A 17,431-nucleotide genomic window follows, 5' to 3' on the forward strand; every position below is an offset into this window, starting at 1 on the left:
CCTGCGGCACCCGCGGCACCCGAGGCGCCTGGGGCACCCGCGGCGCCGGCCGAATCCTCCGGCCCTGCCGATTCGGTCCCGCTCACGAGGTCAGGCGCGTGTTCGCGAACTTGATGATTCGCCCGGGAACGACCTGGGAAGCCAGATACATCGCGGTGGCCTGGCGGCCGACCGGCTGGTGGACACCGTCGGTGATCGCGTCCCGAATCCGTCCGAGCAGTCCGGAACCGCGTCGACCAGCCTTCTCGGCGACATGCACGATCTCGGTGGCCACGTCGTCCTCGGTCAGGTTGACGCCCATGTTCTTCATGCCCGCTGTGTCCACGCCGTCCAACAGCTGGGTCCCGACGTACAGCGGCCACACCGAGGACACGAGCACGCCCTGCGGACCCCATTCGAGATCGAGTGCCTCGGTGATCCCACGGACCGCGAACTTCGTGGCCGAGTAGGTGGCCATCTCGGCCTGGCCGTAGATCGCCGACGCCGAACCGACGTTGATCACCGCCGGGCCAGTGCCTTTGAGCAGGTACGGGAACGCGGCTCGGCACCCGTACAGCACACCCTTGACGTTGACGTCCACGAGCAGCGCATCCTGCTCATAGCTGGCGTCCATGAACGGGGTCCCGTACAAGGTGCCAGCGTTGTTGACCAGCACGTCGATCCCGCCACCGGTGTTGCGGACGAAGTCAGCCAGCGCCGATTCCCACGCCGCGGGGTCTGTCACATCGAGTGCACCGGTCACCACGCGGTCGTCGCCCTCGGCCCAGGCGCACGGCTTCAGGTCATAGGCGCCGACCAGATATCCGGCGGCGGCGAACATGCGCGCCGTGGCCTCGCCGATCCCGCGACCTGCGCCGGTGACCACGACGCTCCGGCGCCGCACGCCGGAAGAGGACGTGGGGGCTCCGGACGTCGAGGTGACTCCGGAAGGGGAGGGGCCTCCGGCGGACGTGGGGCCTCCGGAGAACCTGGTGTCTCCGGACGACGAGGTGCCGCCACAGGAAGTGGCGGCGCCGGAGGTCACGAACCGCTCCCCGCGAACCGGGCCGCCGCAGCGGTACCCGTGATCATGAGCAGCGCGGCCAGCGCGTAGGTGTCGATCACGGCCACGTCCAGCGCGCGAGCCGTGATCGAACCGCCCTCGGCCTTGCGGCGGGCGAGGATCAGCGCGTCGGACAGCAGGAACGACGGCCCGGCGACCGCCAGCACCGTCGCCGCCGGACCGTTCGACCGGTCCACCGAGGTGGCCAACGCCGACAGTGCGGCCAGCAGGCCGGCGTACCCAGCGAGCGGGGCATTGCCGGAATCCTCCGACACCAGCATCATGCCCACGCCACCGGCGACGACGCCGTGCACGGCCGACTGCAGCGGCTTGAAGCGCAGGCCCGAGCGCAGCATCAGCGAGCCCAATGCCAGATGCCCGACCCCGAACGCCGCGGCACCCGCGATGAGCCGCCCCTTGGAACGGCTTGCGTGGCCGCCACCGAGCATGAGGATCACATCACCCGTGGTGTACGCGGCACCGGTCGCCGACAGCAACGCGGTGTCCGCCGCGGACAGTCGCCCGTCCCGCAGCGCGATGGTCAACGCTGCCGGAACGATGAGCGGCTTGCACAGCTTCTCCAGCGGACCGAGCCCGAGTGCCTTGGCGATCTCCGTCCCCCCGGTGGCCGCGAGAAACGCCGGCCCCTCCGGACGCGAGGTGTCGATCAACGCCTCGACACGGCCCCGGAGGGCCTGCTCCAGAGTGGCGCCGAAGGACGTCGCCGCCGCAGCCGCAGCCGGTGTGGCCACCGCCGCTGCCGCCTTTGTCGATGCCGCTGCCGCCTTTGTCGTCTTCGTCACGTTCTTGACCTTCGACTTCACGGAATCCCACATCGCTCTCGTCACTCCAGTCCCAGGTCGGCCAGGCCCAGCAGCGCCCGGTAGTCGACACCTTCGGCGCGGATCACGTCGTCGGCGCCGGTCGCCCGGTCCACGACGGTGGCCACGCCCACGACCTCGGCGCCCGCCTCGCGCAGGGCCCGGACGGCGGTGAGCGGCGAGTTGCCCGTGGTGGTGGTGTCCTCGACGACCAGCACCCGCCTGCCGACGATGTCCGGCCCCTCGACGCGGCGCTGCATGCCGTGCTTCTTGGCCTCCTTGCGCACGACGCACGCGTCGATCGGGCGGCCGGGCGCATGCATGATCGCCGTGGCCACGGGGTCGGCGCCGAGCGTCAGCCCGCCCACCGAGTCGAACTCCCAGTCCGCGGTCAGCTCACGCAGCAGCCGCCCGATGAGCGGCGAGGCCTCGTGGTTCAGGGTCGCGCGGCGCAGGTCGACGTAGTAATCCGCCTCGCGGCCGGACGAGAGGGTGACGCGGCCGTGGACCACGGCGAGCTCGGCCACCAGTTCGGCCAGCCGGCGGCGGGCTTCGGAATCGACTTCGGGTGCGGCGGTCATCGGGCTCCTCTGGTCGGTGCAGCTGTCGCCGATGACTCTATCCGGCGTCGCCGAGGGTGGCGGAGGGCCCGCCCGCCCGACCTGCGCGGACGGGTTCCCGGCGTCAGTCCTTGATGTCCGGCGGCAGAACGATGCGGGTGGTCTTCTCGACGTCGGGCTCGATGCCGGGTCGCTCGCGGCCCGGCGTGGGGTCCCCCTCGGCCTGCTCGTCCTCCGGCTGCTCGTCCTCCGGCTCCGCCCGACGACGCCGCCGGCCCGACGACCGCATCTCCGACGGGTCGATCCCCATCCGCTCGGCGAGCTCGGCGACCGACAGCCTCTGCGTCACCTCGGACGGGTCGAGGTCGTCCACGCCGTGGCGGCCGGTCGCGGCCGGGGCTTCCCCGGTCGGCGCGGGGTCATCCCCGGTCGGCGCGGCGTCCGTGTCAGGATCTGCGACCGCGGCCCCCCGGTCGAGGTCCGAGCGCCCGTCGATGCGCGCGGCGTCGAAGCGCTCGACCTCGTCGCGGATCTCGTCCTGGTCGTCCTCCGAGCCGAGCGGCTTGATGCCCGCGGCTCCGGTCGAGACGCCGGCGGCCAGCGGCGGAACCGACGCGTCTTCCGGGAACGACTGCCCCACCCCACGCGTCGGGCGCGACAACGGCGGGCGCGGCGCGAGGTGGTCGGCCGCGACGTCTCCGCGCGAGGCGACAGGCGCCGCCGGCTCCATGATCTCGGCGAAGGGATCCGGCTCGGGCGCAGCCTGGTCACGTGGAGTCTGGTCAGGCGCAGCCTGGTCCCGTGCAGCCGGCTCGGACTCGCCGCGGTCGGCCACCACGGGGACGTCGTGGAGGTCCCGCGCAGAACGGTCGGGGACGAGCCGGAGATGGCCGGTCCGTCGCGGTGGCTGGGAAGTCGGTGCGACTGGACCGGCAGCGGTGCCCGAGCCCTCGGGGCGTGCGTCGGCCGGTCTCGAGGTGGGAGTGCCGGTCGCGGTGGTCGTGTCGGTGGACGGTGCGGTGTCGGTGACTGCTGGGGTGTCGACGACGACCTCGCCGTTCTCCGGTCGTGGAGCGTTCGCGGTGGTCGCGGCTGCTGCGACGGTGCCAGCAGCTCCGGCCGCACCAGCTGCACCGTCCATTCCCAGTGTCGGATCTGCGTCAGGCCCGTCAGCGGATGCCGGCGCACCTGGATCCATCTCGACGGGCAGCGCGCGGGCCCGGCCACCGATCGGCGGGAACGGAGCCAGGACATCTGCGGCCGCGTGGAGCGCCATCACCACGTCGTCCCAGGCGCCCGGATCGTCGACCCCGTCGATCGTGGCGGCCACCCACTCACCCTCGGCCCAGATCCGACGCACATCCGCCGGGACCTCCGCGGTTGCGTCGATCAGCCGATCACGGTCGATGAGGTCCAGGCGTCCGTAATCGGACGTGCGCGCCTCGAGCGCGCCCACCTGGCCCGCGTCGTGGAAGCCGGGTTCCGAGTCGACGTCGGGACGGCTCAGGTCGAGGACCAAGTCGGAGGCCGTGTCGCGGCGCAGCGCGAGCACCGTCCGGCCTCCACTCACGCCCATGATCGCCCTCCGACCACGAAACACTCCGTGCGAGACCGTACCCAGCGCGCTGAGGCCCATCGCGAAATCACCGTGCCGGAACTCCGGCGCCGGGGTCTGGGTAGGCGCGAACTCGCGGTCCTCCAGCCACCGCACAATCGGCGACCCTGCGAGTGGGTCCACCGGCTCGGGCGCTCCGTCCGCCCCCGCGCCCGTTCCCGCAGCTGACGACGTGCCCGTCCTCGCCCGACCGGCCGACTTCCTGGCGGGCAGGAGTGCGCGGACCCGGTCGAGCAGGCGCGGTGACGAGCCGGTGTCGGGCTCGGTTTCTGACGTGGACTCTGGCTCGGTGGCTGACTCGGTGTCTGGCTCAGCCTCTGATTCAGCCGCATTCTCCGCGTTGTCGGAGTCGTTGCCGGCAAAGGCGGCGGCACCGACGGCGACGGCGCCCGCACCCGCGATGCCCCCCGCGGTTGCGGTGGGGCCGACTTTCGCAGGGGCGGTGTCCGTGGAGTTGTCGGCGTTGGTGCTGGAATCGGCGTCGGCGTCAGAGTCGGCGTCGGCAGAAGGCGCGGATTTCGGCGCCGGAGCCGGAGTCGGAGCCGAGGCTACGTCTGCGCCTGTGGCCGTGACTGTGGCTGTGTCCCGACCGGTATCGCCCGCGGACGCATCGACCGCCCTGTTTGCACGCTGGAACGGCGCGAGCTTCGGCGCACCCGGATCCCCCGCCGTCTCGCCCGCAAGTTCCGCCCCCGACTCGGCGGAGGTGTCCGCGTCCGCACTGGAGGCGGTGCCGGTCGTGGCCGCAGCGGTCCCCGCCGGCGCGGCTGTGTGCGGGGTCTTGTCGTCGTCGTCGCTTCCACCCGGCGCGTCGGCGTCAACGACGCCGCCCTCCGGACCGTCACCCGAGGACCGCGCCCGGTCCTTCCCCTCCGTGAGCGACGGTGCGCTCGCGCCACGACGCTGCTTCGCGTCCATTCGCAGGAGGACGAGCGCCACGACGAGCAGCGCCAACGCCAGGACGAACCAGAACCAGACCATGCCCACGAGCGTAGTCAGCCCCCGCCCTCAGCCCATACACCCAGTCCGGCGCTGCGGGTACTCGCCCGGGCCGCGCCGAACCGGCGAACTGCTACCGGCGCGCTGCTACCGGGGACTCTCGCCGATCGCGATCGGCCGCGACCGCTCCGCCGACCACTGCGACCACGACCCGGGGTACAGCCGCCCCACCTCCAGGCCGGCCACCTCCATCGCCGCCAACGCGTGGCAGGCGTGGACGCCGGAACCGCAATAGACGGCGGTGTCACTGCCGTCGGTGACCCCGACGTCCGCGAGCATCTGCCGAATCGTCTCCGGCGGCAGGAAATGCTCCGACTCGTCGAGAAAGGTGTGGGTCGGGATGTTCACCGCACCCGGGATGTGGCCGGCGCGCGAATCCATCGGCTCCGTCACGCCCTGATACCGGTCCGGGGTCCGAGCGTCGATCAGAACCCCCTGGTCAGGCCACGTGGACGCCTCTTCCGCGGAGACGGTGGCCATGGTGTCCTGACCGAGCGTGAAATCGCCGCGCTCCACCGGGTTACCCGGCCCCACAGCGAGGTCCTCGCCCTCCGCGATCCAGGCCTTGAGCCCGCCGTCCAGCAGGTGGACGTCCTTCTTGCCGGCCCACTTCAGCAGCCACCATGCCCGGGCCGCGGACTTGCCGCCGCAGTCGTCGTAGATCACCACGCGACTGTCATTATTGATACCGATGCGCCGCATCGCGTCCTCGAAGGCGTCGCGCTTGGGGAGCGGATGACGCCCCTCCTTGGGATTCCGCTGATCAGCCAGGTCGGCCGTCAGATCCACGTACCGCGCGCCGGGGATGTGGCCGGAGAAATAGTGACCTCGCCCGTCCGGGTCGCTGAGCTGCCACCGGACGTCGAGGATCACGGGGGTCGGGAGAGACGCGACATCCTCGATGAGCTCAGGGGCCGAGACGAGGAGCGGATGGACCTGGGTGGCGGACGCGGAGGCGGAATCTGTGGTCACGCCGCCAGGATAGTCCGTCACGCGGGGCCCGGCTCAGGGCGAAGGGACGACGTGGACCGTGGCAGGGACCAGCGTGCAGACAGGCCGGTGCCCCACACCAGTTGGTATGGGGCACCGGCGGGTCGAGCTCCGATCAGCAGTCGGGCGCCGAACCGTCCTTATCCGAGGTTCAGTGAATCCCCGTCCTCGGCCAGCGACACCGAGACACTGTCGCCGTCGCGGATATCGGCACCGAGCAGTGCCCGGGCCAACTTGTCGCCGATGGCCTGTTGGACCAGCCTGCGCAACGGACGGGCGCCGTAGGCGGGGTCGTAGCCACGCCGAGCGAGCCAACCCTTCGCCGCGTCGTCGACACTCAGGGTCAGTCGACGTGCCCTGAGCCTGGCGGCGAGCTCGTCGATCTGGATGTCGACGATCGACTCCAACTGCTCCTCGCTGAGCGGATCGAAGATCACCACGTCGTCGAGCCGGTTGACGAACTCCGGCTTGAAGGCGCGCTTGACCGCGTCCATCATCTGCTCCCGCGTCCCGCCCGCGCCCAGGTTGGAGGTGAGCACGAGGATCGTGTTGCGGAAGTCGACAGTGCGGCCCTGCCCGTCGGTGAGGCGACCGTCGTCGAGCACCTGCAGCAGGATGTCAAAGACGTCCGGGTGAGCCTTCTCCACCTCGTCGAGCAGGACGATCGTGTACGGCCTGCGCCGCACCGCCTCCGTGAGCTGGCCGCCGGCATCGTAACCGACGTAGCCGGGAGGGGCACCGACGAGTCGCGAGACCGAGTGCTTCTCGGAGTACTCGCTCATGTCGATGCGGACCATCGCCCGCTCGTCATCGAACAGGAACTCCGCGAGCGCCTTGGCCAGCTCCGTCTTGCCCACACCCGTCGGGCCGAGGAAGAGGAACGAACCGGTCGGCCGGTTGGGATCGGCCACGCCGGCCCGCGCCCGACGAACCGCATCGGACACGGCCTGGACCGCCTCCTGCTGGCCCACCACGCGCTTGCCGAGCTCGTCCTCCATGCGCAATAGCTTTTCGGTCTCCCCCTCGAGCATCTTGCCGACGGGGATGCCGGTCCAGGTCGAGACCACCTCGGCCACGTCCTCCGGACCGACCTCCTCCTTGAGCATCGCACCGGAAGCGGCCTCCGATTCCTCGGCATCCGCGAGCTGCTTCTCCAGCTCGGGCAGCCGCCCGTAGCGAATCTCGGCCACCCGGGCGAAGTCGCCGTCGCGTTCCGCCTTCTCGGACTCGGTCCGCAGAGCGTCCAGCTCCTCCTTGATCTTCTGCACACCCTCGATGGCGTTCTTTTCGTTCTGCCAACGCGCGGTGAGCTCGGCGAGCCGCTCCTTGGAGTCAGCGAGCTCGGACTGCAGCGCGACCAGTCGGTCCTTGGAGGCCGCATCGGTCTCCTTGGACAGCGCCATCTCCTCGATCTCGAGACGCCGCACGATCCGCTCCACCGCGTCGATCTCCTCCGGGCGGGAGTCGATCTCCATCTTGAGGCGGCTGGCCGCCTCGTCGACGAGGTCGATCGCCTTGTCGGGGAGGAACCGCGACGTGATGTAGCGGTCCGACAGGGTGGCCGCCGAGACCAGCGCCGAGTCGGTGATACGCACGCCGTGGTGCACCTCGTACCGCTCCTTGAGTCCGCGCAGGATGCCGACCGTGTCCTCGACACTCGGCTCGCCCACGAAGACCTGCTGGAACCGGCGCTCAAGGGCCGCGTCCTTCTCGATGTACTTGCGGTACTCGTCGAGCGTGGTGGCCCCGACCAGACGCAGCTCGCCGCGGGCCAGCATCGGCTTGATCATGTTGCCCGCGTCCATCGAGCCCTCACCGGTCGCGCCGGCGCCGACGATGGTGTGGATCTCGTCGATGAAGGTGATGATCTGGCCCTCGGACGCCGTGATCTCATCCAGGACGGCCTTGAGCCGCTCCTCGAACTCGCCGCGGTACTTGGCGCCGGCGACCATCGAGCCCAGGTCGAGCGAGAGCAGGGTCTTGCCCTTGAGCGACTCGGGCACGTCCCCGGCCACGATCCGCCGGGCCAGCCCCTCGACGATGGCGGTCTTACCCACGCCGGGCTCACCGATGAGCACAGGGTTGTTCTTGGTGCGCCGCGAGAGCACCTGCACGACGCGGCGGATCTCCGAGTCGCGCCCGATGACCGGGTCGATCTTCCCCTCCCGCGCGCGGGCGGTCAGGTCCGTCGAGTACTTCTCGAGCGCCTGGTACTGATCTTCGGGGTTCTCGGTGGTCACTCGGGTGTTGCCGCGGACCGCGGTGAAGGCGCCCTTGAGCGCGTCCGCGGTGGCGCCGAGCTCGTTGAGCACCTTGGCCGCGTCCCCGCCGGTGTTACCTGCGGCGATGCCGACCAATACATGCTCGGTGGAGACGTAGGCATCGCCCATCTCGCCGGCGAGTTCCTGCGAGGCGGCGATCACCGCGAGCGCGTCGCGGTTGAAGTTGGGGGCGGCCATGCCCGAGCCGGAGGCCTTGGGGTAGCCGCCCACGAGCTGCTGGGCTTGGGTGAGGGCGAGCTGCGGGTCGACGCCGCAGGCCTGGAGGAGCGGGCCGGCGATGCCGTCCTGCTGTTCGAGGAGCGCCACGAGCAGGTGGCCCGGACGGACATCCGGGTTGCCCGCGGCGGAGGCGGATTGGACGGCGGCCGACAGAGCCGCCTGGGTCTTGGTCGTGGGGTTGAACTGGCTCATGCGACCGGTCCTTTCTTCGACGTATGGTTGAGCGTACTGGGATCAAGACCGGCGCGTTGCCGGCCGGACACTCTCTTCAACCTCGCCAACATTGAGTCTATTCCGCTCAATGCTGAGGTGGCGCGCGTGAACTCAGTCACCTCCGTACAGAGTCAGGCCGTACCGCTGCGCCCCCGCTGCGTCCCCCTCTGCGCCCCTCGTTGCGCCCCGAGCTGCGCGCTCTGACCTCGAACGCCTCCCCTACTATCGCAATTCCTTCACCGAGCGAGAATTCGGTAGACAATGGACGGATAGGAACGGAGGTGCGGTGATGCGGGACGGCGTCGTGGTCGACATGGGCGGCAGTGGGACGCGGATCGGCGCCGTCGAACGGGGTCACGTCGTGCGAGTACATACCGCAGAGGTCGCCACGGCCGAGGACCTCGCCAGAGCCGTCCTCGCCGTCAACCCCTCGCCGGCCGGGGTCGGGGTCTCGATCAGCGGGAGTGTCGACGCCGACCGGGGCCGCGTGCTCCGCTCCCGCGCCGCCGCGTGGGCCGAGGGCGCACTGCGCGCCGAGCTCGTCTCACGGATCGACGCCCCGGTCTCGGTGATCGGCGACGGTGACGCCCACGCGCTGGCCATCACCCGACTCCCCAATGTCAGACAGGGCGGGATCGCGATCTCGCTCGGCCAGTCCCTCGCGTTCGGCGCCCTGAACAGTCACGGAGCCCTCATCCATCCCTGCGGGGTGACCGGATGGGATCTGGGGCACTGGCGAGTTGTGGACGACGCCACCAACACCGAGGCGTGGTGGGCGCTCGGCGGTCACGGCCTGTACGACCTCGAGCGCGGACACGGCGACGGCGCCGCCGAGATCTACGCCTACCGGCTCGCGTCCTTCCTCGTCGACGCCGTCCAGCTCTTCCGACCGCGCACGGTGCTGCTCACCGGCGGGATCGTGGTAGGTCTGGGTGAGGCGCTGCACGGGCCCGTCACCGAGCAGATGAACACCCTGCCGACCTCGGTGCCGACGCCCCGGGTCGTCTTCTCTCCTTCCCGCGACACCGCACTGTTCGGGGCCGCGGTCGCCGCGGGGCTCGCGCTGCCGGAGACCCGCTGACGGATCGGGGAACGGACACGGGCCGGTGGCAGAGGCATTGGTACTGGCACTGGCACTGGCACTGGCCCAACTAGTCGAGCAGCCCCCGCAGGTCGTCGGCGGTGAGGGCCGCCGAGAAGTGCTCACCGTTGTCCAGAACCGAGGCGAACAGCTCAGCCTTGCGTTGTTGGAGCTCCACCACGCGCTCCTCGATGGTGTCTCGGGCGACCATCCGGTAGACGAGCACCGGGCGGGTCTGACCGATGCGGTGCGCCCGGTCCACGGCCTGGGCCTCGGTGGCCGGGTTCCACCACGGATCGAGGAGGAACACGTAGTCGGCACCCACGAGGTTCAGACCCACGCCACCGGCCTTGAGGCTCAGGCAGAACACCTGCGCGCCGCCTTCGGTGAACGCTCCCACGGCTCCGGCCCGGTCGGTGGTCTTACCGTCGAGGTGCGCGACGGTGATCCCCTCGACCCGCAGTCGGTCCACGACGGTGTCGAGGTACGTGGTGAACTGACTGAACACCAGCGCCCGGTGCCCCTCGGCAACCACCTCGCGCAGTGACGTGATGAGTTCGTCCGTCTTGGCCGACGGGACGCCCTCGTGGGCCCGATCCACGAGTGAGGCGTCAAGGCACAGTCGGCGGAGCACGGTGAGTCCGGCGAGGATCGAGATGCGGTTGGAATCAAAATCGTCCAGCAGTTCCATCAAAGCCGCGCGCTGACGGGCGAGTTCCCGCTCGTAGATCCGGCGATGCGCGGCGGTGAGCTCCACTTCCACGACCGCGTCGGTCCGGGGCGGCAGGTCAGCGGCCACGAGCTCCTTCCGACGTCGCAGCAGGAACGGCCGTAGCCGCCGCCGCAGCCGATCCAGTGCGGCGGAATCGCCGGCCTTCTCGATCGGATTCCGGTAGAGCTCCTTGAACGCCTTCGCGTCGGGAAGCACGCCTCGGCACGACAGGGCGGACACGGCCCAGAGCTCGGTGAGGTTGTTCTCCATCGGTGTGCCCGTCACCGCCAACAGGAACTCCGCGCGGAGGCCGGCCAAGGCGGCGAACAGCTTGGACGCGGGATTCTTGGCCTGCTGCGCCTCGTCGAGGATCACGCCCGCCCACTCGACGCCCGCGTACGACTCGGCGTCCAGCCGCAGGACGGTCGCGCTGGTCACCACGATGTCGTTCGCGGCAGCGTCCTCGGCGACGCGTGTGGGCGACTTGGCCTCGGTCGCGGATCTCCGCGCCACGCGGAGCGAGGGCACGAACTTGCGGGCCTCGGCCTCCCAGTTGGGGACCACCGACGACGGCGCCACCACCAGGAACGGACCCGGTGACGCCTCCGGGGTCGATCCCACGCCGTCGGCGTGGGTGTGGGTCTCGTGGGCGTGGGCGATGAGCGCCAGTGACTGGATGGTCTTACCCAGCCCCATGTCGTCGGCGAGAATCCCGCCGATCTTGTGTCGCCACAGCATGGCCAGCCAGTCGAGGCCCTGCTGCTGGTACGGCCGCAGGTCCGCCTCGAGCACGGCGGGCACGGGAACCGGATCGGGTGCGTCCGAGGCGAGCTCCAGTAAGGCCTTCGCGCGACCACTCGGCGGTTCCATGTCGTCGGCCAGACCGACCAGGTCGGACAACAACCCGGCCTGCCCCAGCCCGATACGCATCTTCGACTTGTCCGGAATGCGTCCGACCTTCTCGGCTGAGGCTGCGATCGCCTCCTCGAGGATCACCTTCAACTCCCCGAACTTGTCCAGGTCGACAGACACCAGGATGCCGTCGGCGGTGAGGAACTCGTCCTGTCCGGTGACGACCGCCTGAAAGATCGCCGCGAAGGGCACCGGCCGCCCCTCCACGGTCACGGTGACCGACAGGCCCAGCCAGTCGATGCCGGACGAGTCGTCCTCGGTCACCACCGACACCCGCAGCCCCTCGGTGGACCGCCGGACCTCGGGCACCTCCTCTGTCACGGTCACACCGACGTCGTCCAGCGCGTTCAGCGCAGCCACGCCGTCAGCCAGCAATGTCCCAGCGTCAGACTCTGTCACCCGGAACTCGCCGGGCTCGAGTAGCCAAGCCCAGCCGGCGTCGGCAATCGCGTCCATCAGCTCGATGGTCCGCGCATCGACCTCGTGCGCCCCGCCGCGCCCCATGTCGCCGGCGGTCAGGGGGCGTGCGCGCCGCGCGAACGCCCCGTCCGACATGCGCAGCACCATCACGTGCTGCCACTGCACCATCAGATCCATGCCGGGCACCCGGCGCATACGGCCACGACGTAGATCGCCACCGTTTGAGGGGCGGATGGACAGCTCCAGCTCCACATGGTCGAACTCGGGCAGCTCCAGCCTGCGCTCGCGGTCCGTCACCGAGAAGTGGTCGAGCAGGTCGGGCAGGAACTCCGCGCAGAACTCCGGCACCGCGTCGTCGGGGATGGTCAGGGCCCGCCAGTTGCGCAGCCGCGAGGCCATGCCCGGGCCGAGCCTGCCGACCGGAGACAGCTCGAGGACCCGGTCGTTGATCACCGCGACCATGTCCCCGCGCTCGCCCACAAGCGCGCCGGGGAGGGGACGGGTGGCGGTGGGGTCGGTGGCGGCAGGGTCGGTGACGGAGGTGGCGGCGGGGTCGGCGTGGGTGAGGTCGTCGTCGCCGTGACCGTCGTCGTCGTCGAGCTCGGCGCCCTCGTCGTCGTCCCCCCGGTCTGACACGAGCTCGGCGGCGGCCACCACCATCAGCCCCGACCCGGTGTCCCACGTGGACAGGCCGACGCGGCGCGGCGGTCCCGGTACCACCTCGAGAAGCCCGTCGCCGGGCACGATCTCCACCTCCGACTCGGCCGCCGTGGCGATGAGCGGCCACAGTGCGGGCACCTCGGCGTCACACAGATCCAGCCACACGCGCGCCTGGCGATGACTCCTCGCGATGGCGTCCACCGCACGGAACCACCCGGACTGCACCTGCGACAGCCCGCCGTCCCAGCCGTACCGCAGGCGGTCCCACTCGACGCCGGCCGATTTCCACCGCCCGCCCGCGCCCGGAACCACGATGCGCGCCTTGAGCCGGTTGCCGAGCCCCGGCTGGACCCCGCTCGACGGATCCGGTCCCAGGTCGTCCGCCACCACCGTCAGTTGCAGGCCGATGGTCGGCGAGTCCTCGACCACCCGCCGTTCCTCGACGAGGCTGCGCAGCGACTCCTCGGCTTGCCACCGCCAGTCCGCCGTGGCCGCCTCGCGCGTCGCCAGCATGCTCACGTACAGCATCAGGGCGGCGGAGTGCTTGCAGTTCAGCGCGACGGGGCAGCTACACAGGGCGCGGGTGGGGCGGGCGGCGCCGTCCGGCCCCGGAGGCGTGAGGGTCACGGTGGTGGAGTACCAGCTGGTGCCACTGCCCTTGATCTGGGCGCTCAGCCGGCGCCCCGAGGCGTCGTAGGCGATGCGGCGGATGGTGTCCGAGTTCGCGTAGCCGCCGGCGCGGCCGAGGGCCGCGGAACCCACGAAGGACTCGATGTCTGCCTCGGGAACCCACACGTTGGACTGGAGCACGCCGCCAGGTTAGAGGAGGACGACGGCACCGGCGTGCCACGACGAGCGCCGAGACGGTCGCCTGTGGAGACGGACAGGGGCTGTGGAATCAGACGTGAGCGATATCGCCGGACCGCGCGCCTGAGCCTGCCTCAGGCTGCGGGCGCGTCCGAGGTGGCCTCGACCCGCCGCGACAGTGCGCGCTCGACGACGATGACGATCCCCACGATGAGCGCACCACCGATCGCGACGGCGACCACCACCGGCCAGTCATCGCCGGGGGCGAACACCGCACCCACCTCGTCGTCGCGCCACGGCCACAGGGCCCGCAGCGAGCCGATCATCAGGCCCACCATGACGATGAGAGTGGGCTTGCGGAAGTCCTCGAGCAGTCGGTCCAGCACCTTGACGAACAGGGCGATCCCCACAAAGGCTCCGGCGACGAACACCAGGATGTACGGCACGTCGCGGTCGCTCACCGCGTTCATGGTGGGCACGTACAGTCCGAGCGCCATGAGGAGGAACGAGCCCGACATACCCGGCAGGACCAGCGCGCAGATCGCCACGGCGGCGGCCACGAACACCAACAGGTAGGAGGGGTCCTCGATCTCGCCGCGCGGCAGGCTGGTCAGCGAGAACGCCAGCACGGCCCCCACCACGAGCAGCAGCGCGAGTACCCAGGTCCGGCCGCCCGGGGTCTGCCGAGCCATGGACCACGGCACGTAGATACTCGCCGCCACCATGCCGAAGAACAGCCCGCTGGAGATCTCCGGGTGGTTCTGGACGAAACCGCCCAGCACGCCCGCCATGGTGAAGACCATGGTGAGCATGCCCAGCGCGAGGAGACCGAGCAGCCACCAGTCGGCGTGCCGGAACGCGGCGCGGGTCCGGGCGGCGCGGTCCGAACCGAGGATCGACGAGCGCAGTCCGTCGACGATGTGCGCGCCGGTGTCCAGCAGTCGCGGGTACACGCCCACCACCAGTGCGACCGTGCCGCCCGAGATTCCGGGGACCATCTCGGCCATACCGATCAGCGCGCCGCGGAGGACGTTGCCGACCGCCTCGATCGGGCCCGGGCGGGTCGGAACGGGGCTCGCGGGGTCGAGATCAGAGTCCGCAACGGGGTCATGATGCACCGATTCGGGATGCAAGGGCTCCTGTGACATGTCCTTCACCTTCCCTGACGAAGGGCCATCCGCCCACTCGCCACACCCTCCGCGCCCCCGACTGTGTCCAACCCGTCACCATCGGGGCGACTAGAATCGACCTCCGGATCCGACGGCATCCGAATCCGACGGCCGGAAGGAAGCGTGCGCCATGCCGATGCACTATCCCCCGCTGGCCAACGGCACCTACCGGTACGGCGACGCGGCCCGGCCACTGCCGTCGCCGACCCCCGGACCGGACCCGCAGCAACCCTCGGATGCCCTGCCGTTCGCCACGCCGCACGCCACGCCGCCTCCTGTCACGCCGGACCAGCAGCCGCCCACCGGGACGCCGCGGGCGACGAACCCCCGTGCCTCGGCGCTGGTGATCGGGGGGCTGGCCGTCGCCGTCGTCGTCCTCCTGGGCGGCTTCTTCCTCCTCCCCGACACGGACCGCGCCGAGGGGTTCGACGCCCTGCGCGACACCCTCCCGCTCGGCGAGCCGGCACCAGGCCTCGGACTCGCCCCGGCGCCCGGATCACCCGGATCACCAGGGGCGACCGGGGCGTTCACCGCCGACGGCACGTTCACGGTCGTGTCGACCCCCGGCGAGCCCGTCTCCGGCGACGGCGCCGACTGCGACATGCCCGTCACCCTGTCCGACATCGGCGAGGGCACAGTCCTCACCCTCCTCGAGGCCGACACCGGCCGCTCCGTAGAAAGCCTGCTGGCCTACGACGGCGGCGACCTCACCTCCTGCACCTTCACCTTCTCCTTCCCCGACGTCACCCCCGGCGGCTCGCTGTACCTGGTCGAACTGCCCGGACGCGGCCAACTCGTCTACTCCGAGGGCGAACTGCGGACGGGGATCGATATCTCGCTCGGCCGCTGATCCTCGCCGCGCGGCGCCGCTAGGCTGGATCCGACGACGACGAGGCGGGAGGCACAGCACGTGGGCAACGACCCCGGACCGGACCATGCGGACGACGACGCGTTCCGTATCTCCGCCGCCGAGGAGCTCGTCGGGGACATCGACCTGGACCCGTTCCTGGGGCCCCGCCACGACCCGCTGGCTGGCCCCCTGGACTCGCCCATCGAGATCGACACCTCCGGCCCGCCGCTGCTCGTGCTGCGTGACCTGCTGTGCGACGAGCGGTTCCCGGAGAAGTTCTCCCGGGCTCTGCGCAGCGTGGACCCCGATTTCCGCGAGATGTTCCCCCGCGACCCCGGCCCCGTGCTGCGGGAGTTCGTGCGCGCCATGTCGTGGGCGCTGGAGACCACCGAGGAGGCGCGCGGCGATCAGGCCACGGTGGAGGAGGTGGTGGATTTCGCCCGCCACCTGGGCGCCGACCACCGCAAACTCGAACTCACGCCCGCACATCACCAGCATTTCGGCGAGGCGCTCGGGAGCACGCTGCGGCACCTCGCCGGTCGCGCCTGGGACGACCGGCTCCAGACCACGCTCACCACCGCGTACCGGGTGCTGTCCTCGGCGCTACAGCAGGGTGCGGAGCAGGATCAGGGGCCCGCCCGGGTCGGGGCGACGGTCGTGGACGTGCTGCGCCCCACGCGCGATGTGGCGGTGGTGCGCCTCGTCAGCGACGTGATGATCGACTACCACCCGGGGCAGTACCTCAGCGTGCTCACGCCGTACTCGCCCGGGGTGTGGCGGCGGCTCAGTCCCGCGATGCCCTCCAACCCCGCGGGCCAGATCGAGTTCCATGTCCGTGACGTTCCCGGCGGCGCGCTGAGCGGATCCCTTGTCCGCGGCGTCGAGGTGGGCGACCGCTGGGTCCTGGCCCGGCCGCTCGGGCTGCTCGAGGTGGACCGCACCGAGCCGTACCGCGACGTTCTGATGATCGCCGGCGGCACCGGGATCGCGCCCCTGCGCTGCCTGCTCATGGACATGATGCGGTTCGGAGAGAATCCGCGCGTCCACCTGTTCTACGGGTCCCGCTATCCGGGCGAGTTGTACGACCTCCCGACGCTCGTCGACCTGGCCGCCACGTCGCCCTGGCTCACGGTCCAGCCGGTCGCGGAGGAGGCCGACGACCCGTGGTGGGCCGGCCCCGCCCACGATCTACCCCGCACGCTGCACCGTCGGCAGCTCGGGACACTCGTTGACGTGGTGACCCGCTGGGGCACGTGGGCCGACCGTCAGGTGATCGTCTCCGGCTCGCCCGACATGCTCCGGGCGACGGTCCGCGGGATGGTCGCGGCCGGGACGCCACGCGAGAACATCAGCTTCGACCGCCCCTGACCTCAGGCGGCGTCGCTGGCGCCGCGCAGCAGGCCGCGTCGCCTGCCCCTACTCCCCCGCGCCCGCCGCGCCGTTCTCGGTGGTGGTCTCCGGCTCGTCCTCACCGCTCGTGGTGGTCGTCGGCTCCGTGGTGGTGGGATCGGAAGACTGACTCGTCGTGGTCTCGTCAGTGGTCGGCGACGTGGTGGTGGGGCTCGTGGTGACACCACAGGGCTGGAACACGCGGCGGAACTGGTCCGGTACGCCCAGCTCCTCGAGCTGCTCCCGACACACGCCCGAGGTGGGCTCGGCGAGGAAGTCCCAGGCATCACCTCTCCAGGTGTAGAGCTGGGTTTCGCCGCCTCGCACCGTGACCAACAGGAACTCCGGATCGCACTCGCGGACCCTGGTGCCCTCACCGAGCTGGTCCTCGATGAACCCCGCGGCGCACCGGGCAGCCGGGCTCGGCGGAGCAGTGGTGGTCGGGGAGGTGGAGGTGGTGCTGCGCCGGGTGCTGCTGGCCGTGGTGGTGACGGTGGACTGGGTCGCCGAGGTCGTGGGTGCGGCCGTCTGATCCCCGTCGCCGTTCCGCGCGGCCAGCCACGTCACGACGCCGGCGACAAGCAGAATCGCCAGCAGCGCGGCGGCTATCATCCACGGTGTGGAGTTGCCGCCGCGACCACCGTCATCGCCCCAGTCCTCGCCCCGGTCATCGCCCCAGCCTTCGTCCCC

11 protein-coding genes and 1 pseudogene are annotated in these 17,431 nt (G+C 70.8%); 3 read left to right on the forward strand and 9 right to left on the reverse strand.

What is annotated here, in order from left to right:
- Positions 1–82: 82 nt before the first annotated feature.
- From OPF83_RS15620 to clpB, 6 genes are all read right to left on the reverse strand, one after another.
- Entirely contained in the window at positions 83–1,024 is a 942-nt protein-coding gene (locus tag OPF83_RS15620; protein WP_264888540.1) for an SDR family oxidoreductase, read from the reverse strand.
- A complete protein-coding gene (locus tag OPF83_RS15625; protein WP_264888542.1) occupies positions 1,021–1,845 on the reverse strand; it encodes a lysoplasmalogenase family protein in 825 nt (274 codons plus the stop codon). Before OPF83_RS15625 ends, OPF83_RS15620 begins: the two co-directional genes overlap by 4 nt.
- Positions 1,846–1,886: 41 nt before the next feature.
- Positions 1,887–2,444: an orotate phosphoribosyltransferase gene (gene pyrE / locus OPF83_RS15630; RefSeq protein ID WP_264888544.1), complete on the reverse strand. Its 558-nt coding sequence runs from the start codon at positions 2,442–2,444 to the stop codon at positions 1,887–1,889.
- A gap of 103 nt (positions 2,445–2,547) precedes the next feature.
- A complete protein-coding gene (locus OPF83_RS15635; RefSeq protein WP_264888545.1) occupies positions 2,548–5,019 on the reverse strand; it encodes a hypothetical protein in 2,472 nt (823 codons plus the stop codon).
- A 105-nt stretch (positions 5,020–5,124) separates the two neighbouring features.
- Entirely contained in the window at positions 5,125–6,009 is an 885-nt protein-coding gene (locus OPF83_RS15640) for a sulfurtransferase (RefSeq protein WP_264888546.1), read from the reverse strand.
- A gap of 158 nt (positions 6,010–6,167) precedes the next feature.
- Positions 6,168–8,720 carry an ATP-dependent chaperone ClpB gene (clpB, locus tag OPF83_RS15645; protein WP_264888547.1) on the reverse strand — a complete coding sequence of 851 codons (2,553 nt, stop codon included), beginning with the start codon at positions 8,718–8,720 and terminating at the stop codon, positions 6,168–6,170.
- Positions 8,721–9,030: 310 nt separating this feature from the next.
- On the opposite strand from clpB, the gene OPF83_RS15650 reads away from it, so the two are divergent.
- Positions 9,031–9,822: an ROK family protein gene (locus tag OPF83_RS15650; protein WP_264888548.1), complete on the forward strand. Its 792-nt coding sequence runs from the start codon at positions 9,031–9,033 to the stop codon at positions 9,820–9,822.
- A 70-nt stretch (positions 9,823–9,892) separates the two neighbouring features.
- Here the strand turns inward: OPF83_RS15650 and OPF83_RS15655 are convergent, their stop codons facing one another.
- Both OPF83_RS15655 and OPF83_RS15660 read right to left on the reverse strand, forming a co-directional pair.
- Positions 9,893–13,336, reverse strand: coding sequence for a DEAD/DEAH box helicase (locus tag OPF83_RS15655; protein WP_264888549.1), 3,444 nt, complete (start codon positions 13,334–13,336; stop codon positions 9,893–9,895).
- A gap of 131 nt (positions 13,337–13,467) precedes the next feature.
- Positions 13,468–14,481: a DUF368 domain-containing protein gene (locus tag OPF83_RS15660; RefSeq protein WP_264888550.1), complete on the reverse strand. Its 1,014-nt coding sequence runs from the start codon at positions 14,479–14,481 to the stop codon at positions 13,468–13,470.
- Positions 14,482–14,632: 151 nt separating this feature from the next.
- Between OPF83_RS15660 and OPF83_RS15665 the strand changes: the two genes are divergently transcribed.
- Both OPF83_RS15665 and OPF83_RS15670 read left to right on the forward strand, forming a co-directional pair.
- Positions 14,633–15,352, forward strand: a complete 720-nt coding sequence (locus OPF83_RS15665; RefSeq protein WP_264888551.1) for a hypothetical protein — start codon at positions 14,633–14,635, stop codon at positions 15,350–15,352.
- 60 nt (positions 15,353–15,412) lie between these two features.
- Positions 15,413–16,720 (forward strand): FAD-binding oxidoreductase, encoded by a 1,308-nt coding sequence (locus OPF83_RS15670; RefSeq protein WP_264888552.1) that lies wholly within the window; start codon positions 15,413–15,415, stop codon positions 16,718–16,720.
- A gap of 48 nt (positions 16,721–16,768) precedes the next feature.
- On the opposite strand, the pseudogene OPF83_RS15675 reads toward OPF83_RS15670, so the two are convergent.
- Positions 16,769–17,431: pseudogene (locus OPF83_RS15675) on the reverse strand (hypothetical protein); the annotation flags it as partial.

The organism is Dietzia sp. NCCP-2495, assembly GCF_026011735.1.
GTDB lineage: Bacteria > Actinomycetota > Actinomycetes > Mycobacteriales > Mycobacteriaceae > Dietzia.